This is a genomic window from Peptoniphilus rhinitidis 1-13 (assembly GCF_000246925.1).
GTDB classification, from domain to species: Bacteria; Bacillota; Clostridia; order Tissierellales; family Peptoniphilaceae; genus Peptoniphilus_A; species Peptoniphilus_A lacydonensis.
In genome coordinates, this window is record NZ_BAEW01000002.1 from 210,890 (window position 1) to 232,844 (window position 21,955).

The window sequence follows — 21,955 nt, forward strand, 5'->3', positions numbered from 1 at the left end:
TCATCTTTTAAATTTATATTAATCCTTTCTTTCTCTATAAGTTTCTTCTACTTTAAGTAATTTTTTTACTTTTTCTAAAGAAACATCGTCTAAAGACTTGCATTTCCATTTTGGTTCATATCCCTTTTCTATAATTTTGGATTTTATTCCTTCGTTCATAGATCTTGTATCTACTGCATAATTTAATACTTTAAGATCTAAATTTAGAGTTTCTTCATAAGTTAAACTTTTACAAACAAAATATTTTTCAAACTGAGTTGCAAGCATAAAGGGATCTTTTTTCTTTAAATTCTCAAAACTTTCTTGTAAAAATTTATCTTCTAAATTTTTTTCTAAATTTTCAAATATTTCTTTTAAACTGGAGTGAGAGAAATGTTTTTCAATTTTTTCCATATTTTTATCTAAAAAAGATTTTTCAGATTCTACTGCATACTTTTCAGCCTCTTTTTTTACTTTTTCTATTAATTCTTCTCCGTTATAAATTTCGGAAAACTCAAAAAGTTTTTCTACTATATTTTTATAATCCTTTGAATTTACACAAACATCTGCTAAATTATATTTTATTAAATCATAAGACTCTAAACTTGCTCCACACAAACCTACATACTGTCCTAAAGCTTTAGGAAGTTTCGATATATAATGGCAAACTCCAACATCTGGTACAAAACCGAGACCAGTTTCTGGCATAGCCCAATTAACATTTTCTTCACATATTATTAAATCAGAATTAATACTAAGTCCGATCCCTCCGCCCATTACAACACCATACCAATGGCTTACAACAGGTTTCTTGTAATTTGCAATATACTTATCGAGAGAAAACTCCTTAGAAAAAAATCCATCTTTTTTATCACAATCAAAATTATTTACAAAATCATAATAAAGTTCTTTTAAATCTCCTCCTGAACAGAACCCCTTTTCAGACTTGCTATCAAAAAGTATTGCCTTTACTCTTTTATCTTTTTCCCATTTTTCTAGTATATTTCTTAATTTTATAATCATCTGAAAATTAAGTGCATTTATTTTTTCTGGTCTATTTAAATAAATCACACCCACATTTCCAACTATCTCTTCTTTAATTAAATCATCTTTAATCATATTATCCCCATATTTAAAACATTTATCTAAAATCATAATTTACTTAAATTTATTAGAAATAAAATAAACCTCTATAAATTTAAAAACTATCTAACTCTAACTTTTGCAGAAATATCTTCTGCCAAAACTTTTATTACAACAACAGACTTTGTCATTTCTTCTGTGACTTTAAATTCTTTATCAGTTTGCACCTTCATTAAAACTTCAAGAGCTTCTATTTTTTCCTCTATGTCTTCAACTATGCTAGCTTTTCCACGACACATTACACATTCATATTCTGCGCCATGACCACAAGCAGTATTTGCTGTAATTATATTTTCGTCTTTGTCAATTTCCACAAAAACATTCTCATTTTTGTTGATACAATCTAACTTGTGACCTTCCTTTGCACTATGCATATAAAAAATAAATTTTTCTTCATTTAATTTGTATCCATAATGCAAAGGGACAACATAAGGATAGTCACCATCAAATAACCCAAGATGCATAAATCTAGCAGATGAAACTATCTCTTCTATCTTCTTAATATCCTCTACTTCTCTATCTCGTCTTCTCATAATACACCTCAACAATATTGTAATAAATAAAAATAAACTAGTCCACTTTATTAAAGTTTTAAAAAAATCCCAACAAAAAGTTGAGATCTAAATAATTATTTTTTGTTTTTTGACATATCTACAATTAAATTTGCAATATTTTCAAAATCAAAAGCAGAAGAATTTATACAAATATCATAATTTGAAATTTCTCCCCACGTTTTCCCAGTATTCCTGCTATAATGATTTGCACGTCTGTTGTTTTCTCGATTCATTTTAAGCTCAAGCTTTTCTTTCTTCACGTTATAAGTATTCAAAATTCTTTCTTCTTTAAAATCATTAGAAGCATAGATAAATACAGATAGTTTTGGAAAATCTTTCAAGACAAAATCTGCGCACTTGCCAAAGATTATTGCCTTTTTATTTTTTGCAATTTCTCTTATTGTTCTTGAATCCAACAAAAAAGCTGCATCATTTGTAGCAATATCTTCCTGTGAATATGAATAATTTTGTCTATACAAATCATAAATTGTTCCCTGTAAAAAGGAATCATCTTTTTTTATATCTTCAGGCTTAAGTTTTCCCTCAAGACTCATTAACTCAATTAATTTCTCATCGTAAAATTCATACTGCAACTTGTCTGCAACTTTTTTTGCAATTTCATTTGCACCGCTGCCATACTCGCCGTCAATTGTAATTAACTTTTTGTCCGTCTTCTCAAAAATCTTTCCAAATAGTGACATATCTTCACCTCTGTAATATTATATACTATCTGTGTGAAATATTTTTTAATTAATATTAAATTATTGTGAAAAATTTTCAAAATTTATTCAAATCTTCTCTTTAAATAATTTTCTATTGGTATCTGTGCCAAAAGTGTAGAAACAAAAATTATAGTCGCACCTATTATCTCTCTTTTGTCCATTCTTTGAGATAAGATAAGCCAACCGAAAAGAGCTCCAAAAACTGATTCAAGGGAACTTATCATAGATGCTATAACTGGATCCAAATCTTTTAGTGCAAGTATCTGTAAAGTAAATCCAATTCCAGAGGACAAAATCCCCGCATATAAAATAGTTGTGTATGATTTTAAAATATTTTCCATACTTATGTCTTCTAAGAAGAAAGCCATAGCAAAAGAAATAATTCCACAAACTCCAAATTGAATAGTCGAAACTAAAACTGTATTTGTTCCTCTTGAATATTTTGAAAGTGATAAAATATGTAATGCAAAAGTTATTGCAGAAAAAATAATTATTATATCACCTTTATTTATTCTAAAGCCACCATTTACAGATAAAAAATAAGTCCCCGTCATAGAAAAAATTATACAAAATCTTATTTTTTTACTTATTTTATTTCCTCTAAAAAATCCAATTATTGGAATAAAAACTATATAGAGCACTGTCAAAAATCCAGCTTTGCCTGCAGTGGTGTAAATGAGTCCTGTCTGTTGCAAATTAATTCCAATAGTAAAAAGAATTCCACACACAATTCCACCTTGGACTGTTTTCTTTATATCAAACTTCTCTTCTCTAAAGGTTTTTGACTTTTTTTTAAATAATATATATGTGAGATACAAAAAAATAACAGAAACAAAACACCTTGCAGCAGTAAAAGTAAAAGGCCCCAAATATTCCATTCCAGCTGACTGTGCCACAAAAGCAAGTCCCCAAATTATTGAAGTTACAAATAACATTATTGAAGATTTAAATTCTCTACTCATCAAAACACCTCCAAAAAAACACCAATCCAGAAGATTATAATCAACTAAATTGGTGCTAGTTTCTTTTATTCAATAATATCATAATTTACCTTACAAAAACAATAATGTATAAAAATTTATTTCTTGTTTTTTATTTAAATTTTATTTCAAAATATTTTTATGCCTTTAAAGTACCACACACGTTCATGTATCGAAATGTTCTATATTTTAAAGTACCAAATTCTTGCATGTATCTATATATTATATGTTTGTTTAGTGTATTTTCATAAATATATTTTTCATTTTATTCTTTTATTGTTTATATTTAGCTATTTTTTGGTATAATCTAGTTGAGCGAAAGATTTCACAAAATTTTAAATCTTATATTATATAGATTATGTTAATATATTGTAAAAATATTATTTAATATTTATCTATTAATCTATAAACTTTTAATACACATTAAATAAAATTCTAAGGAGGTGAATTATGAAAAATCTGAAGAAACTTTTGTCTATTTCTCTATTAGTAACATCTCTTTTTACAGCAAATGTTTATGCAAAAGATGAAAATATATCTCCGACCCTTAAAGAATTAAATGCAATACCTATTTCAAATACAAAAGAAAACAATATTAATTTACCTACAAAAAACAAATTGGAAGAAGGCTTCATTGGAAATTCCACTGAATTCACAAATATGATGAATGCTTATAGATTTTCTCTTGGTCTAAAAGAAGTTAATGAAGATAGAAAGCTTGTCGAGATTGCTCAAAAAAGATGTGAAGAAGAGATCAATCAGTACATAACACAAAATAATATAAACCACATTAGCAAGTCCAATGCAAATGCAAATCTTGGCGAAAATATTTATGGCAGATTTCAATTTGGAAAAACTAAAAATCAACAAAATGTAAATGGTAGAGCACTTGCTGAGTGGAAAAATTCCCCTGGTCACAACGCAAATTTATTGAATAAAAATGCCAAAAATTGTGGATTTGCATATCTTAGAAAAAATATAAATGGAAAAATTTATGAAGTGAGTGTTTATGTATTCGATACCTCTGTAAAATAAAATTATTGGCTAGAGATTTTATTTATAGTTTTTTTACTTTCACTTTTTATATTTGATAAATAAAATTTATTATAATATTTCACAATATTATTTTTAAGTGCTTAATTAATAGACGTTTTTTTAATCTATTGTATAATAGTAGTAGAGGTGAATTTATGATTAAATTTAATTTGTACGAAGAAGGAGGACTAAAAGTCCACTTCCTTAAAAAAAATGAAAAAGCTGAAGGAGAATTTAATAAATTTTTAGAGGATAAAAAATTTATTGGAAAACTAAATGAAATGATTTATCTTCCAATTTTAAATGATGATTCTCATATTTTTATTGGTCTTGGAGAAGACGAAATTGGTCTTGAAGATATTAGAAATATTTTCTTTAAACTTGGAAATATCTTGAGAGAGAACAAAGAACATAAAGTTGAAATCAAAATGCCAGAACTTTCTCTTTGCAACAGAAAAACTCTCATGGCTTCTTACGAAGGACTTCGCCAAAGTGAATATGAATTTACAAAAAAGACTGATCTAGAAGATAAAAAAGAAGACTTTGAACTCACAGTAAATTATTCAGCTTTTAATGGTCCAAAAGAAAAACTTCAAGAAGGCTTAGAAAAAATCACAAATATTATGGACGGAGTTTTTCTAGCAAGAGATCTTGTAAATGAAACTGCCAATGTAATATATCCAGAAAGTCTTGCAAATATAACAAAAGAAAAATTGGAAAAAGTTGGAGTAAATGTAAAAATTTATGAAGAAGATGAAATAGAAAAAATTGGCATGAAGGCATTTTTAAGAGTTGCAGCAGGTGCATCTAATAGACCAAGACTTATTGTGATGGAATATAACAATGCTAACACAGATAAAATTGCTCTAGTCGGAAAGGGATTAACTTATGATTCCGGCGGATACAATCTTAAATCTGCCTCTGGAATAAACTATATGCACTGCGACATGGGCGGAGCAGGAACTGTAATTGGAACAATGTATGCTCTAGCAAAAAATAAAGCAAAGGTAAATGTTGTTGGAGTTGTCGCCGCTTGTGAAAATATGATTTCTGGAACATCTTACAAACCAGGAGATATTATTGATTCAATGAAAGGACTAACTATTGAAGTTGATAACACAGATGCAGAGGGAAGGCTTACTCTAGCAGATGCAGTTCACTATGCTACAAACGATCTTGGTGCAAAGAAAATTATTGACCTTGCTACTCTTACTGGTGCAGTTGTTTCTGCTCTTGGAGAAGTTTATACTGGTGCCGTATCAAATAATGAAGAATTTTATAAAGATGTAGAAGAAGCAGGAAAAATTTCTGGCGAAAAGATTTGGGCATTCCCTTATGATGAAGATTTCAAAAAGTTAAATAAATCAGAAGTTGCCGATATTAGAAACACTTCAAACAATGGTGCAGGTTCAGTAACAGCAGGACTTTTCGTGGGAGCTTTCGTTAAAGAAAATATACCTTGGGTACACCTTGATATAGCTGCAACTGCATACAAATCAAAAGCAGAAAACTACCTTCCAAAAAGAGCAACGGGAGTTCACGTAAAGACCTTAAATAACTTGCTAGATCCTACAGATTGCTAAAAAGCAGACGATTTTCGTCTGTTTTTTATTTATATTTTTTTGACTATTCAAATACTAGTATGTATTCTCCATCCGCAAATCTATTAACTTTTACGGGCTCGCTTACTCTAAAAAAAGTTTTCTCTAAAAAAGTTCCATAAAAATAATCTTTTTTATATCCTGTAATATTCTATATCTAGGTATAAATTCAATATGTGCTCTTCTATTCTCCACTTTTTGTATTTTTCATCATAACTATCAGGATTTGCCATCTGAACTAGATGACCTACACACCAAGATACTCTATAATCATTTCCCTCATAATATCCATCTTTTTTGTTCTTTGCTCCTATAAGCTTTGCTATTGACATTGCAACGCTTGGTTTTTCTGCTATAACTAATTTCATTTTTCCTCCTTAATTTTTTATAAAAAAAGAGCGAAAGATTTCTCCTTCGCTCGCAATTTACCATAGTCTTTACTACATCACTTATTTATTTTTTATTAACAAACTATTATCTTCTCTTAGTTTCACAAATTATTTTAGATTTTAATATAAATTTTAAGAACCATATACTTTTCTATCGTAGATTCTTCTTATTATACGATAGTTAAATTTCATATCTGAATGTTTCTATAGAAGCTAGTATTTCTTCCCATGAAATGTTTTTAGCATAGTCATTTTTTCTTTGATAATTTTTCCAAATATTTCTTAGATCTTCACTTTCCTTTATGGCGTCTATATAAATATTTCGATTTATAAAATAGTCTAAGGTTTCCCTCTCTTTTGCCTTTGCTTTTACTGCTTCAAGCAATTTATCTATGTCCAGAGTGGGATTTAGTTTTAATAAGGTATATACATCATAATAATCTCTAGCTCTTGTGTTTAAAATATTTCTTACAAGAATACTCTCTATCTTTTCAGCTAATATACTAGTAATTGGATAGGCTTTTAAATATATTTCCTCATCAGAGAAAATAGGCAGATAAGAATAATCTATTTCCCTAGGAATAATGAGATCTCCTGTAGTAATATCTATTTTTACCGCTACCTTCATATTAAAAAAATTAGCTATTAGTGTAACCCTAAAATCTTCATACTCCCCAACTTCATGTATATTTATAATTTTTTCTATATGCCAATTTACATTATCATCCAATTCTATAGATAGTATTTCTTCTATAATTTTCTCTATACTATTTTGATCTATTGCTAGACCTTTTACAGTTGTATCAATGTCCATGGTGCTTCTCATGTTAATGCCTATTAGAGAGGAAATTAAAAAGCCTGCTTTAATGACGAAGTTTTTTCTATACTTACTGTGATATAAACGCTCTATAAAACGATCCATCATATAATAATTTATTAAGGTGTTGGCTGGTAATTTTAATTCTTTTTCCTTGTTTTTTATTGTATCTTTTAATTGCCTAGGATCTTTAAATATCATATGAGAACCTCCATGTAATTTCTCATCTGCTCCTTGCTCCCAAAGATTTCTGCATATTTAATTAAGTCTAAGCTATTTAAAATTCCTGCCTCTAAGCCTGCTTTCAAAGCATTAACTAGTAAGTTTCTATCTCCACTTTCTACTTTAGCCATCATTTCAGCCAAGCTTCTTTCTTTCGAATAAACCCAAATCTTATTTCCAAAAGGGCTTGTTATTTCCACCTGACCCAATTTCCATAGTTCCTCTTTTAGGTAATAAAATTTATATCCCTTATCCTTAAGAAGACTGCTATTATATCCGCTGGAAATAGTTGCTACAATCTTTACTGGATTTTCATCGCTTAGGGAATGGAGATAAAGGGCAGTTTCATTGGAAAAAATTGCCTTAGGAGCCCTATACTGAGTAATGTAATAGGGATCTTCTACAAATTCTGGGTGAAGATATAAGCCCCTTACCAGCCTTTCAACCTTTTTATCCTTAGCCATTTGTTGAAGTTTTCTTATACTAATACCAAGTTTATCTAATTCTTCTGCTGATAAAATACCCTTATTCTCCCTCATAAGACTTAGAATTTCATTTTCATCTCTAATCATATTTACTCATCAACCTTTACTTATCTATCGTATATATTTTATCGTATACGATAGATAAGTTCAATCCTTTGACTTCTCATTCATCTTATATCATAAAGAATGTATATATCTTTCTCCTTATATGAAGAATATGAACAGACTAATTTTACATAGTATAAATTCCACTTTTAACTTTTAAAAGTTCTACTCCTTTTGATAATCTACTAAGATAAACAATAGGTACATTATTTTCTCTACAATATTTACATGTTATAATTCATCCTGAATTTTCAAGATATTTTTTAATCTTATCTTTATAGTTCATGAATATACCCCTTTTTCTACTCTCTAATTCTGGTTTTTAAGAATAAAAAAGGGGACTTCTACACTTTGGTGTAAATAGTCATCTATATATAATAGAACATTCTTTAATTTTTGTTAAATATTTCTATTACTTTATTTTTCAAACGAATTATAAAACTATTTCTATAGGCTAAATTATTTATTAAAAATTTATACTCTCTATTTATAGAATCAACGTAAGTAAACATAGACACCGCAAATGCAATAAATAAAACTCCTAGTGAATTAAATAAAGCCCCTTTGGATGTGTCGAATTCATCTCCATAGATACATAATAATACTCCTATAAATAATAATATAATCATTGGCAACTTTACTCTTAGCTGTTTTTCTTGAATTGTTTTAAGCTCATCTTTTAACTGTTTATAATAATTTGGATCAAATATTAACTTTTTATTAATCCACTTTTTATAGCTATCTAAATTTGCTTTATATATATTCTTCTTTAGAAAAAATATGCTTCCTATAATTAATATGCACGCGGATAAGATATAATTGATGAAGGTCTCACTATTATTTAAAATAAATGGTATAAGCGAACAAATCATTATTCCTATACCTATGGATTCTGACTTTATTATTTTTCTTTTGTAGAATAAATATCCTTCTCCACTCTCTTTACTGACATAATAATTATCATCTCCGCTTTTATTCTCTTCTCCATTATCTTCTTTAATTAAATAATCGGTACTCACCTCAAAAATATTTGATAACATCATTAACTTTTCTACTTCAGGATAACCTTGATTATTTTCCCACTTGCTTATAGCCTGCCTGCTAGTTCCTAATCGTTCTGCCAGTAGTTCTTGTGACATCCCTTTTTCTTTTCTTAACTTATAAATTTTTTCTCCTAAATTCATTAATATTTTCTCCTTTTGTACTACAATTAAATCATCTTAAAGTTTCCCATACATTTTTTTTACAATCAATGACTCAATTGCCAAATTTAATATAATTAAAACAGTCCAAGATATTATTAAAAATTTGTAATCAATTTTAAAAAGCAATCCCCAATGTAAAGTTGAATTTATTCCATCTATGAAAATCCAATTTAAAAATATAGAAGATAATACTGCCAATGTACATGAGAATATTGATTTTATTAATATGTCAAAAATATAATTGCTCTTAATTTGTCTTTTTGTAAATCCCAATCTTTTTAAAATTGTCATAGTATAATTATTTTCTTTTATTTCAGAAATAATAGAATTTACGATAATTAATATTCCTGATAGTAAAATAAATATTACTACACTATCTAAAATATACATAAACTGCTTATCAATTTTTTCCTCGTATGTCTTCGCTTGATTCACACTTCTTATTGATATATTAGAATCCTTATCTATTTGTTGAAATGAATTTATAAAATTTTCAAAGGTCTTTCCTTTTTTTAAAATTATATTAGCACTTCTAATCTTATATCTTTCATCAGCTGACAAAAAACCTTCTTTACTCAAAATTAATGACTTTCCATCATTAATCACTGATTTATAACTTCCTTTAATTTCAAAATCTTTTTTCCCAATTTTTATTGTATCTCCAATTTTTAAGCCATTTTTTTGTAATACAAGTTCCGAAGCCAACAAAGTATTTGTATTCTTAACATTTTTTAGATCTTCATTATTTAAATTCAAATACCTTTTTAGTTGACTTTCCATTCTATCATCAATTACATATCCATTAACTTGTATTTCCATACCTTTATAGTCAATGTATCTTTGATATAAAGGATATACTTCTTCAACCATATTTGTTTTTCTTGTATTTTCCAAATTCATGTTTGTAACGGTTGAATCTGAATTAGCATTTAAAACTACATCTCCAAAATATGAATAGTTCAATAAATTATCTATCAATTTGTTAAATTGATTCCCTGTAGCCGCCATTCCTAATGCTAATGTTACTATTAATGTTGTGAGAATTACCACTTTTTGAACTCGATTTTTATTATTACTAAAATTATTTTTTATTAACAAACCATTACAGTTATCTATGAAATATTTATTGCCTATTATTCTCTTTATAAATATTTCTAAGAATATTTTTGTAATAGATATTACCAAAAGAACAACACTAACTATCCTTAAAATTATTTCATATGGTTTGAAAGGAAGATGGTTAAATATTAAGTTCATTCCCAAAACAAAACCAATAATTAAAAAATATATCTTTTTATCACTGACTTTTTTCGTACTTATTGTTTCTCTTTCATTTAATCCATCTGCAATACTCTCATTTAAGTATTTTTTACCCAGCATAATAGATGTTATAAATCCTATAAAAACAACTATTACACTTCCCCAAAATATTCCTATATACGGAAACAGATACGGTATTTTATCTACCTTTAATAATCCGCCAATAATATTTAAAATTATCTTAGAACTTATTATTCCAAAGAATATCCCTGAAAGCACGCCTATTAATGTTATAAATACTCCAATCCCACCTACTATAAAAAATAAATTCCTTTTCCTAGTTCCTAATACTTTTAGTATGGCTATGTCGTTTCTCATTTTTTTAATATAAAAACCTATTGTAATCCAAGTTAAATAATAAGCTAATATCATAATTATAGCTGAAACGATATAAAAAAGATTAAAAAATATATTCAATTCCTTATCAAAAGACGTAGATTTGTATCTTGATTCTTCTATTTTGTACTTACTTCCAATTGTAGAGCTAATATTTTTTATCGATTCTTCAACTTGAGTTTTTTTAAATAAATTTACTCTATATTCTTTTGTACTTATTACATTATTCAATTCTTGGTCAATTACAATACACGAAAAAGAATGTTTCATAACTGTTCCACTATTTTTTAAGATTCCAGATATTAAGTATTCTTTTTCGCCACCGCCTGCTTGTATTTTTATACTATCTCCAATTGATAGTTTATAATCATCACGCAATGATTCTGTTATCATACATTCATTTTTCTCAGGTAAAGTTCCATCTACTACAGATAGGATTCCATTATTTACCTCAATCTTAGGGTTAGTTCCTATTAATAATATAGTTGCTATTTTATCTTTTAACTCTACATTCTTCTCCATTTCTGAATAACTAATTATTGATTTTATCGCTTTATTATTTTGTAACTTATTTTTTAAACCTAAATCATTTTCTCCACCATTTAATTCGATTATTAAATCTGTTCCAGAGGCTCTATTACCAATATAGTTGTTATAATAATTTTTAGTAGAAGCAGCGCAAATTATTGTTGTAACAAAAATCATGATAGCTAAAGCTATTGAGGCTATTGATAAAATATTTCTTGTAATATTTTTTCTTATCTTCCTTTTTAAATAAAATAATACTTCATTCATTCTATCTTCCCGTCTTTTATTGTAATAACCTTACTTGCATATTCCATATCTTGATTAGAGTGTGTAACCATCAATATTGTCGTGCCTAATTCTCGGTTTATATTTTGAAATATTTCTAGAATTATTTTTTTGCTTTTACTGTCTAAATTTCCTGTTGGTTCATCTGCAAAAATAATTTTTGGTCTATTTACTATAGCTCTAGCAATTGCAATCCTTTGTTGCTGACCGCCAGATAACTCTTTTGGAATATATGAAATATACTTTTCTAATCCTATATAGGATATAAATTTTTTTGCCTCTATCATAGCGTCCTTATTTTTAATACCATTGATTAATAATGGCAACATAACATTTTCTAACGCTGTAAGTTCCTGTAGTAAATCATAGTTTTGAAATATAAAACCTATATTTTCTCTTCTAAAAATAGCTTTCTGAGATTCATTCATTTCATTTAAGCATTGATTACTAATGAATACTTCACCTTTAGTTGGTTTTAAAAATCCAGCTAACAAATTTAATAATGTTGTTTTCCCTGATCCACTTTCTCCCTTTATTGCTATAAACTCTCCCTCTTCAATATTTAAGTTTACATTACTTATAATTTCTCCAGAGCTTAATTTAGAATCGTATAATTTACACAAATTGTTTGTTCTTAAAATTTCCATCTGTATAAAACCTCCCTTTTCATATTTAGAGTTTATTATTTTTTTCTTTCCAGTCTATAACTTTAAGATTACACTTTCGCAACTACTGATTGCATTTTAGTTGCATCTTTGCTTTTTACTGATTCTACCAACTTTCATTCCAGCTTATTCAACGATATTCATATAATTACAATTATTTTCTATATGCTAAAAACCTCCTTTTTTTCTTCATATATAAAAAAGACGATTGCTTGATTTCTCAAACTATCGTCTTTTTATAATTTCATATCTAACTTTTCTTAAACTTTTTTAAATAATCCCATTACTTCTAATTTTTTAATATACTTTCAAAAAATAATATACCATTGCTAAATTAAAAGTAGGCCTGTCCTATTACTAATCTTGTGGCAAAAAACTGTTAACTTTGTTTTATTTATATACCAGCTCCATAATTTCTCTTACTTTATTTTCAATCCCCATTTTTAATGCTATATTATAAAGAGCGTGTATATCTTTCTCCTTATATGAAGAATAATGAACGGACTAATTTTTCATAGACTTCTATATCCATTTGATCCTTATAAAAAATAAAATCACAAAGCGTCTTTTCATATAAATATAATCTTACTTTGTTGCCAAACATTATCTCTATTTATATGACACCCAAGTTAGACAGACTTTTTTATATAATGAACATTAAGCCCACTTGGTTTTTCATTAAATTTATTTGACATAGAGCCAATTCAAATTCTTTTAAATTAGATTCTTCTGCTCTTTTTATCCATTCTCTTAAATATTTAGCTGCTCTAACTCTTACTTGGTTGACTAAGAACATAGTAGCACCCACAGGGCACACAGTGAAATAATTCTTTTAACCTATATTCTAATTTTAAATCCTCACTAAAATCAAGTATTAAAGAAACCTCTTTAGCCTGTTCAGAAGTTAGCTCAAAAGGAGGTCTTGTGAGTAAACTCCTACTTTTCTTAAAATATTTTCTAAGCTTAAAAGAAATATCCTTTTGAATTCTCTTTCTAACATTCTCTAGAGCCCATGAAACTTGCCTTATGAAGTGATACCTATCAACTATATGAATAGAATTTCTAAAGAACCTATTCTTAACAGACTTAAAAGTATTAGACATATCACTTACAAAAAACTTAATTTATATGCACCTTCAAACTTTATTTTTAGTTATTTTAAGTTTAGGACTTAATGCGTATAAGTGCAAATTTTTTATGTAAAAATATCTGTTAGAGATTTACTCCCCCAACAGATATTATAGAAACTAAAAAATCTGCTAAAGATTTCTCTCTAGCAGACTTATTTTTTTATAAGAATAATCCACCATGTGATACAAATAGTGGTGCAAATACAAGGGATACAACAGTTATAAGTTTAATTAAAATGTTTAGGGATGGTCCTGATGTATCTTTGAATGGGTCACCAACAGTATCTCCTGTTACAGCAGCTTTGTGAGCTTCTGAACCTTTACCACCATGTGCTCCACCTTCAATATACTTTTTAGCATTGTCCCAAGCTCCACCTGCGTTTGACATAAAGATTGCCATTAATACACCTGTTACAAGAGCTCCTGCTTGAAGTCCGCCTAATGCTTCTGCTCCAAATAAAAGTCCAACTAAAATTGGAACTATTACAGCAATAAGACCTGGCACTACCATTTGTTTTAAAGCTGCTCCTGTTGAAATATCTACACATCTTGCATAGTCAGGAGTTCCTTTACCTTCCATAATTCCAGGAATTTCTTTAAATTGACGTCTAACTTCGTCAATCATTTCTGAAGCCGCATTACCTACTGCTGACATTGTTAGAGCAGAGAAAGCAAACGGAAGCATACCGCCAATAAAAGTAGCGGCAATTACTTGTGGCTTAGAAATGTCAATTCCTGTAAGTCCTGTTGCATTAATATAAGAAACGAAAAGTGCAAGAGCAGTAAGTGCTGCTGACCCAATTGCAAATCCCTTTCCTATAGCTGCAGTTGTATTACCAACAGAATCAAGTGAGTCTGTGATTTCACGAACATCTTCTGGTAAGTCGCACATTTCTGCAATACCACCAGCGTTATCTGCAATTGGTCCATAAGCATCAACGGCAATTGTCATACCAGTTGTTGAAAGCATACCAACTGCTGCAAGAGAAATTCCATAAAGTCCAATAACTGGATCTGTAGTTCCACCTGCTCCAGCATATGCTGCAATAATTCCAATTGCTATTACAATAATAGGCCCAACTGTTGACATCATCCCAACAGAAAGTCCTGCAATAATATTTGTAGAAGCTCCTGTTTGTGATTCAGCTCCAATTCTTTTTACTGGTGCATAATTATCTGCTGTGTAATATTCTGTGAATTTTGAAATTATAAGACCAACTGCGATACCAATTATAACTGGTGCAAAAGGTTTTAAACTTCCAAAAATAGAATTTGATAAAATTGCTGAAGCAATCATAGTAACAGCAGCTGAAACGTATTCTCCTGCATTAAGAGCTTTTTGTGGGTTTTTATCTCCCTTTACAAAAAATGCAGCAATAATAGATGCAATAATTCCAACTGTTGCAACTAAAAGACCAAACTTAACACCATTATCTCCATAAGCAACTACTCCAAGAGTAATAACTGAAAGAAGTGCTCCAACATAAGATTCGAAAAGGTCTGCTCCCATTCCAGCAACGTCCCCAACATTATCTCCAACATTATCTGCAATAACTGCAGGGTTTCTTGGATCGTCTTCTGGAATTCCCGCTTCAACTTTACCTACAAGATCAGCTCCAACGTCCGCTGCTTTAGTATAAATTCCTCCACCTACTCTTGCAAAAAGTGCAATAGAAGATGCTCCTAATGAAAATCCTGTAATGATTTCAGTTTGTCCTCCTGTAAAGAAATATGCTAAACTAATACCAATAATTCCAAGTCCAACTACGCACATTCCCATTACAACTCCACCAGAGAAAGCAACATCAAGCGCTTTACCTAGTCCACCTTTCCAAGCTGCATTAGTTGTTCTAACATTTGCCTTAGTAGCAACTTTCATACCAACATAACCAGCAGTTACTGAAAAGATAGCTCCTACAACGAAACATATAGCAGTTGGAACTGATTTTAATCCTACTGCCAATATAATTGCAAGTACTATTACAAATACAACGAGAGCCTTATACTCTCTTTTCAAAAATGCCATAGCTCCTTCAGAAATATATGAAGAAATTTCCTCCATTCTTTCATTACCGGCATCTTGTTTTGACACAAAGCTTGCTTTATAAAAAGCAAATAAAAGTGCCAAAACACCGGCTATAGGAGCTAGATTTAAAATATTCATTCTAATCCTAATCCTCCTTAAATTTTAATTAAATTGCAACCAAAATAATAAGTGCAATCGCAAACACAATGCTTGTAATCATGACAATTCTGTTTTGAATGTCTTTTTTACTAGAACCTTTGTGTGAACCCCACATAGCAGTTTCTTCGCCTTGAAGAGTTCCCAAACCAGCTTGTTCTGATTCCATTTGTGCTACTATCGCTATTATAACCACGCTCGCAATAATAATTATAACAGATAATAAAGTTTGCAAACTTATACCTCCCTTAAATTTCTATAACATATAAATTCTAACACAGCAAGCCATCCTAATCAACGAATTTATACGTTTTTTGGTAATTTTTTAGATTACACCTATTTTGATTCTTTCTTTATAATTTTTAGATTCCTCTAAACATAAACTTTTGAAATCCAAAATAATATTTGAACTTCACTTTTTTCTACTTATGTTATAATAAAAGTAACAATGAATAACCAGGAGGTTTTTATGAAAAAAAATGTTGGAATAATGGGCTTTGGAAGAATAGGAAGAGATGCTCTGAGAATTTGGGCTCTAAGAGATGATGTAAACTTCGAAGTTACCCATGTAGCCGTTAGAAATTTAGAAAAAACTTTAAAAGAAAGAACTCATCTATTCAAGTTTGATTCAATTTATAGAAAATTCCCCGGCGAAATTGAATTTACAGAAGATGGTATGATAATCAATGGAAAAAAAGTTACTTTTGTCGAATCAAAAACTCCAGACCAAATGAATTGGAAAGAACTTGGTGTTGATATTGTAATTGATTCATCTGGCGCATTTAAAGACGAAGAAAAAGCAAGAGGTCACTTAGAAAGTGGCGCAAAAAAAGTCGTTTTAACTTCTCCAGGTAAGGGCGATATGTTGACAGTTGTGATGGGTGTAAATGATGATAAATACGATCCTACTATTCACGATATAATTTCAAATGCAAGTTGCACAACAAATTGTCTTGCTCCAGTTACTAAGGTTATTTTAGAAAACTTTGGAATTAAAAAAGGACTTATGTCTACAGTTCACGCTTACACTAATGACCAAAACATCCACGACGGAGTCCACAAAAAGGATATGCGTCGTGCAAGAATGGGTGCAGAAAATATTATCCCAACTTCAACTGGTGCAGCAAAAGCAGTTGGAAAAGTTATTCCAGAAGTTGACGGTATTCTTACGGGTTTTGCCCTAAGAGTTCCTGTCCCAACAGGATCACTTGTCGACGTAACTTTTGAACTTGAAAAAGACGCAAGCGTAGAAGAAATCAATGCAGCAATCAAAAAAGCTTCCGAAAATGAACTAAAAGGAATTTTAGAATACTCTGAAGACGAACTTGTTTCTTCTGACATTATTGGCAACACTCACTCTTCTATTTTTGACTCCCTTCTAACAACAGTTAATGGAAAAATGGTTAAACTTATTTCTTGGTACGACAACGAATGGGGTTACACTGAAAGAGTAATTGACCTAACAGAAAAAATTGCCAAAAGTTTATAATTTAATTTATGTAAAAGACTTGCCAATTTAGGTAAGTCTTTTTACAAATAATTTATCAAAAACAAAACCATACTCTTAAAAAATCTACTTTAATCTTTTATAATTGTTCCACTATTTTCTGGTTCATTTGTATTTAAAATCTTTATAGTTATATTCTTTTTCTTCACAGGATTAATTGCATCTCCTTGATAGACCTCAGCACCCTTTTCTATAATCTCTTTTAACTCACTATAATTTAATTTGTCAATTGTCTTGGCATGGGGATCACTTTTTGGATCTGATGTCATTATTCCATTTACATCAGTCCAATTTTCATATACTTTGCTGTCAAGTGCATAAGCAATTAAACTTCCCGTATAGTCACTACCCCCTCTTGTAAAAGTAACTATATCTCCATTTGTATTTCTTCCATAAAACCCTGGAACAACTGCTTTTTTATTTTCTCCAATTTTACTTTTTATAGCATCTGTAGACTTTTCTAAGTTTACTTTCCCATTTACATCAAAAATTATTAAATCTTTGGCATCTATAAAATCATATTCTAAATATTTTGCTAGAATTTTTGCATTTAAAAATTCTCCCCTACTTACTATAAAATCCTTATCTGTGGAATTTTCAATTTCATCAAAGACATATTTTAGTTCTTCATCCCAAAAGCCTTCAAGTCTTAAATCTTTTGCTATTGAAAAAAATCTACTTCTTATCTTTTCCAGTTGAGTATCTCTATATACTTTTTGAAGCTCTAAATTTTCTTCCAAAGATTTTATTATTTGATTTAACTCTTCTATTTTATTATTCTTTTGAGATAAACCTATTAGTTCATCTGTTACTTTTGTATCCTCGCTAAATCTTCTCCCAGGTGCAGAAACAACTATTACATCTCTATCATTCTTAGAAAAAATAATTTTTTTTACTTTTGCAAATTGTCCTGCATCTTTTAGAGAACTCCCTCCAAACTTTGACACAGATTTACCTTTAATAGTTTCAATAGCAAAGGGTGTTTCTTGATAGACGCAATAGTTTAGCCAATTTGAGAAAAATAAATTTCCCGAGGATCTCCACTTCATTTTAATATCTTTATCTGGATCGTTGTCTTTATAATAATTAAGCGGAATATTTATTTTTTTAGACTTAGCTAAATCTCTAATATATTCATTATGAAGAGTTTCTCTATCATATTCCCAATGACCAAAGTTAAAAATAAATCTATGATCCTTCGTTGTTGCAAGAGAAACCCCAGTGTCACTTCTTGCAGCAAGAACTTCAAGATCAGAGATGTCTTCTAAATCTTTTTCATCTACATAGGTATGCCTTGACGTTGGAATCAAAAAAGTATCATCAAACCCCTTTATTATTTTATTATCCTTCAATTTATCAAACTCAAAAACTCCAAATATTTTTTCATCTGCAACTTTGTGTTCAATATCATAATAATATCGAAGAGCTGCCTGTGCAGACCAACATATAAACATTGTAGAAAACACATTTTCCTTTGCAAACTCAAAAATTGTCTTTAATTCTTCCCAATACTTTATCTTTTCGTAGGCAACAAGTTCAATCGGTGCACCAGTAATTATCATAGCATCGTATTTATTGTCTTTAATATCATCATAGGTTTTATAAAAAGCCTTTAATCTTTTTAAATCACTGTTTGCTGGATTATATGATTCCATCCTCACAAGATCAATATTTATCTGAAGTGCAGTATTTGAAAGCATTCTCAAAAGTTGAAGTTCAGTTTCTTCTTTTTTAGGCATTAAATTTACAATTGCAACACTAAGAGGTCTTATATCCTGCTCCTTTGCAGAAGAATCTCTCATAGTAAATATATTTTCTCTTTCTAAAACATCTTCAACGATTAACTCTTTCGGTATTATTAATGGCATCTTTTATCTCCTTATAAAATTTTATAATTTTGTACTTGTAAAATAAAAAAAGCCTCCGTCCACAAAGGACGAAAGCAAATTCGTGTTACCACCTTAATTTTCCCTTACCTCACAATAAGAAACTCTTCAAGTACTATCATACTCTATTGCTATAACGGGCACGCCCGCACTTATCTAAATATCGAAAAGTGCTCAAGAAAGACCATATTCGCCTATTTCTCTTCTACTTCTTTCACCAAACGAAGCTCTCTGTAATCATTAAAATAAGTTACTCTTCTTCCTGTTGAGTTTAAATTTTATAGACATAATAGCACCTATTAGAACTCGTGTCAACTATACATTCAAATTATAAATATAAAATAGTCTTTAAAATTTTCTAAACTTAAAATAAAAAGGTGATAATTAAAATAGAATTTTCTATCCTAAAATATCGCCTTAATATAATTAACTTTTAGTTTTAAGCTTCTTTTCTTATTACATCAATTATAGAACCATCTCTATATTCTACAAGGGCAACTACATCATTTGAAAATTTAACTTCTTCTGGTTTTCCAGTTAATTTTTCTGCCATTTGTTGTAATTCTTTTATACTTTTTATTTCAATTCCAGCTTCTTCAAATTTTTCAATTAAATCTTTTCTACCTGGATTAACAGCAATACCATAATCTGTACATATAACATCAACTGATTCTCCTGGTGTACAAACCGTTGTAACTTTATCTTTTACAATTGGATTTCTTGATCTAACAAGAGGAGCAAGAATTAGTGACATCTTTGCACCAGGCGCCGTATCTTGATGTCCTCCAACTGCCTGGTTTATAACTCCATCTGATCTAGTCATTACATTTACATTAAAGTCAGTGTCAACTTCTAGTGCACCAAGAAGCACAAAATCAAGAGTATTTACTGCGGGAGTTGGATTATTTGGATTTGCATAAGATGATGCTGTTTGTTCAAAATGTTTTGTGTTCTCACGAATTGATCTTACTGCATCAAGGTCAAAAGATTGTGTATCATAAATTCCATCAATTAATCCTTCTTCAAGCATTGTCACCATGTAACCTGTGATACCGCCAAGTGCCATTGATGCCTTGATATTATCTTTTTTCATTTCTTCACGAAGAAGCTTTGCCACTGCAAGAGTTGATCCAGCTGCACCAGTTTGGAATCTAAATCCATTTTTATAAAGTCCAGATGCTTTAATTACTTTAACGGCATTATTTGCAATCAATAAATCTCTTGGATTGTCGTTAAATCTAATTGATCCAGAAACAATTCCTTTTGGATCTCCAATTGCGTCTACTTCAACTACATAATCAACATACATCATGCCAATTGATGCAGGAATATTTGGAAATGGGACAAGATTATCTGTAATTGCAATTACACAGTCTGCATACTGTGCATCCACTATTGCGTAACCTAGTGAACCACAGGCAGATTTACCTTCTCTACCATTAATATTCCCATATTCATCACAAGATGGTGCTGCCAAAAAAGCTACATCAATATGAAGTTCTCCATCTTCAATTGCCCTTGCACGTCCACCATGAGAACGAATAATACATGGCTTCTTCAAAATTCCTTCAGAAATTTTTTCACCAAGCTCTCCTCTAAGCCCAGATGACTGAATTCCTGTGATTACTCCCCTTTCAATAAGTGGAATTAACTTATCGTGACAAGGAGAAAGAGATGATGGTGCAAGAGTCAAATCCTTAATGCCCATATCTGCAATTACTTGCATAACTGTATTTACAACATAATCTCCATTTCTTAGATGATGGTGAAAAGAAATTGTCATTCCATCTTTAAGTCCACTCTTCTTTACAGCTTCTTCAATAGAATTTAAAAGTTTAGTTTCATTTCTGTTTCCATATCTAATCTTTGGAGATGCCTTTCTATCTGTTCTTAAATATTTTCCTTCGCCTTTAAAAGGAACAAGTTCTCCGATGCCTTCAATATATTCAGGGATATCTCTTCCTACTGCATTTTTATTATAGTTCATCAATATCCTCCTTCTTTAGCACTCCACTTGCAACTGCAAGATCAAGAACTCTCTGTGCTCCAGCTATAACTGGATAGTCAACCATCTTTCCATCAACTGTAATAACCCCAGAACCTTTTCTTTCGGCTTCCTTTGAACCTGCAATAATCCTAAGAGATTTAGTAATGTCCTTTTCAGTAGGTGTGTAAACTTCATTTACAACCCCAATTTGTTTAGGGTGAATCACGCTCTTTCCATCAAAGCCCAAATCTTTTATGAATTGAACCTCTTCTCTAAAAGCGTCCATGTCATCAAGGTTTGTATTAACTGTATCAAAACAAGCAATGCCTGCATTCCTTGCAGCCAAAACAATTTGACTTCTTGCAGCAAAAAGCTCCCATCCATGTCTGGATCTTTGAGTTTTAAGATTAGTAACATAGTCAGCAGCTCCTAGTGCAATTCCCATCATCCTAGGTGATGCCTTGGCAATATCAACGGCATTTATAACTCCCGTAGGAGATTCAATAGCAGCCATCATAAGAGTTCTGCCGAGACATCCCATTTCTTCTTCTACTTCAGTAATAATTTCATCAACATCTTTAACATCTTGAGCCGTTTCTGACTTAGGAAGTCTAATTACATCTACCCCAGCCTTAACAACTGCTTTAATATCTTCACGTCCAAATGGTGTATCAAGGGAATTTATTCTTACAACAACCTCAGTATCGCCATAATCTAAAGTTTTAAGTGCATTATAAACTAAAAATCTTGCCGCATCTTTTTGATTGATACTAGTCGCATCCTCAAGATCGATCATAATTGAATCAGGTCCATAAATGTGAGCATCAGTAATATTAGCAGGATTATTTCCCGGAAGAAACATCATTGTTCTTCTCAATCTCTCTTTCAAAAT

Annotated in this window: 18 protein-coding genes and 1 pseudogene; 3 read left to right on the forward strand and 16 right to left on the reverse strand. The window is 30.0% G+C overall.

The annotated features are described in order from the left end of the window. Nucleotides 1-18: 18 nt before the first annotated feature. The 4 genes from RH95_RS02625 to RH95_RS02640 all read right to left on the reverse strand — a co-directional run bounded on the left by RH95_RS02625 (nucleotide 19) and on the right by RH95_RS02640 (nucleotide 3,360). A complete protein-coding gene (locus tag RH95_RS02625) occupies nucleotides 19-1,134 on the reverse strand; it encodes an enoyl-CoA hydratase/isomerase family protein (RefSeq protein ID WP_235777706.1) in 1,116 nt (371 codons plus the stop codon). Between the two features lie 50 nt (nucleotides 1,135-1,184). After that, complete coding sequence (locus RH95_RS02630; protein WP_010242944.1) at nucleotides 1,185-1,655, reverse strand: pyridoxamine 5'-phosphate oxidase family protein; 471 nt, start codon at nucleotides 1,653-1,655, stop codon at nucleotides 1,185-1,187. A gap of 95 nt (nucleotides 1,656-1,750) precedes the next feature. Next, nucleotides 1,751-2,377, reverse strand: a complete 627-nt coding sequence (locus RH95_RS02635) for a cytidylate kinase-like family protein (protein WP_010242946.1) — start codon at nucleotides 2,375-2,377, stop codon at nucleotides 1,751-1,753. A gap of 83 nt (nucleotides 2,378-2,460) precedes the next feature. Then, entirely contained in the window at nucleotides 2,461-3,360 is a 900-nt protein-coding gene (locus tag RH95_RS02640) for a DMT family transporter (protein WP_010242948.1), read from the reverse strand. A 468-nt stretch (nucleotides 3,361-3,828) separates the two neighbouring features. On the opposite strand from RH95_RS02640, the gene RH95_RS02645 reads away from it, so the two are divergent. Further along, nucleotides 3,829-4,413, forward strand: a complete 585-nt coding sequence (locus RH95_RS02645; RefSeq protein ID WP_010242950.1) for a CAP domain-containing protein — start codon at nucleotides 3,829-3,831, stop codon at nucleotides 4,411-4,413. A gap of 155 nt (nucleotides 4,414-4,568) precedes the next feature. Further along, on the forward strand, nucleotides 4,569-5,996 hold the full coding sequence (locus RH95_RS02650) for a leucyl aminopeptidase (protein ID WP_010242952.1): 1,428 nt from the start codon (nucleotides 4,569-4,571) through the stop codon (nucleotides 5,994-5,996). Nucleotides 5,997-6,193: 197 nt separating this feature from the next. Here RH95_RS02650 and RH95_RS02655 read toward each other — a convergent pair. The 9 genes and pseudogenes from RH95_RS02655 to RH95_RS02695 all read right to left on the reverse strand — a co-directional run. Beyond that, nucleotides 6,194-6,382, reverse strand: a pseudogene (locus RH95_RS02655) (toprim domain-containing protein); the annotation flags it as partial. A 202-nt stretch (nucleotides 6,383-6,584) separates the two neighbouring features. Then, entirely contained in the window at nucleotides 6,585-7,421 is an 837-nt protein-coding gene (locus RH95_RS02660; RefSeq protein ID WP_010242956.1) for a nucleotidyl transferase AbiEii/AbiGii toxin family protein, read from the reverse strand. Next, on the reverse strand, nucleotides 7,418-8,014 hold the full coding sequence (locus RH95_RS02665) for a type IV toxin-antitoxin system AbiEi family antitoxin domain-containing protein (RefSeq protein WP_010242958.1): 597 nt from the start codon (nucleotides 8,012-8,014) through the stop codon (nucleotides 7,418-7,420). The genes RH95_RS02660 and RH95_RS02665 overlap by 4 nt, the downstream gene beginning before the upstream one ends. Nucleotides 8,015-8,421: 407 nt before the next feature. Next, entirely contained in the window at nucleotides 8,422-9,216 is a 795-nt protein-coding gene (locus tag RH95_RS02670) for a helix-turn-helix domain-containing protein (protein WP_010242960.1), read from the reverse strand. Between the two features lie 36 nt (nucleotides 9,217-9,252). Further along, on the reverse strand, nucleotides 9,253-11,688 hold the full coding sequence (locus RH95_RS02675) for an ABC transporter permease (RefSeq protein ID WP_010242962.1): 2,436 nt from the start codon (nucleotides 11,686-11,688) through the stop codon (nucleotides 9,253-9,255). Beyond that, on the reverse strand, nucleotides 11,685-12,353 hold the full coding sequence (locus RH95_RS02680; protein WP_010242964.1) for an ABC transporter ATP-binding protein: 669 nt from the start codon (nucleotides 12,351-12,353) through the stop codon (nucleotides 11,685-11,687). Before RH95_RS02680 ends, RH95_RS02675 begins: the two co-directional genes overlap by 4 nt. A gap of 785 nt (nucleotides 12,354-13,138) precedes the next feature. Beyond that, on the reverse strand, nucleotides 13,139-13,495 hold the full coding sequence (locus RH95_RS02685; protein ID WP_268869483.1) for a transposase: 357 nt from the start codon (nucleotides 13,493-13,495) through the stop codon (nucleotides 13,139-13,141). A 166-nt stretch (nucleotides 13,496-13,661) separates the two neighbouring features. Next, nucleotides 13,662-15,665: a sodium-translocating pyrophosphatase gene (locus RH95_RS02690; RefSeq protein WP_010242966.1), complete on the reverse strand. Its 2,004-nt coding sequence runs from the start codon at nucleotides 15,663-15,665 to the stop codon at nucleotides 13,662-13,664. 28 nt (nucleotides 15,666-15,693) lie between these two features. Then, nucleotides 15,694-15,918 (reverse strand): preprotein translocase subunit SecG, encoded by a 225-nt coding sequence (locus RH95_RS02695; RefSeq protein ID WP_010242968.1) that lies wholly within the window; start codon nucleotides 15,916-15,918, stop codon nucleotides 15,694-15,696. 234 nt (nucleotides 15,919-16,152) lie between these two features. On the opposite strand from RH95_RS02695, the gene gap reads away from it, so the two are divergent. After that, on the forward strand, nucleotides 16,153-17,172 hold the full coding sequence (gap, locus tag RH95_RS02700; protein ID WP_010242971.1) for a type I glyceraldehyde-3-phosphate dehydrogenase: 1,020 nt from the start codon (nucleotides 16,153-16,155) through the stop codon (nucleotides 17,170-17,172). An 89-nt stretch (nucleotides 17,173-17,261) separates the two neighbouring features. Here gap and RH95_RS02705 read toward each other — a convergent pair whose 3' ends face one another. From RH95_RS02705 to citE, 3 genes are all read right to left on the reverse strand, one after another. After that, nucleotides 17,262-19,058 carry a homoserine O-acetyltransferase/O-succinyltransferase family protein gene (locus RH95_RS02705; protein WP_010242973.1) on the reverse strand — a complete coding sequence of 599 codons (1,797 nt, stop codon included), beginning with the start codon at nucleotides 19,056-19,058 and terminating at the stop codon, nucleotides 17,262-17,264. A 457-nt stretch (nucleotides 19,059-19,515) separates the two neighbouring features. Beyond that, nucleotides 19,516-21,063: a citrate lyase subunit alpha gene (gene citF, locus RH95_RS02710; protein ID WP_010242975.1), complete on the reverse strand. Its 1,548-nt coding sequence runs from the start codon at nucleotides 21,061-21,063 to the stop codon at nucleotides 19,516-19,518. After that, nucleotides 21,053-21,952 carry a citrate (pro-3S)-lyase subunit beta gene (gene citE / locus RH95_RS02715; RefSeq protein WP_010242979.1) on the reverse strand — a complete coding sequence of 300 codons (900 nt, stop codon included), beginning with the start codon at nucleotides 21,950-21,952 and terminating at the stop codon, nucleotides 21,053-21,055. Before citE ends, citF begins: the two co-directional genes overlap by 11 nt. Nucleotides 21,953-21,955: the final 3 nt, after the last annotated feature.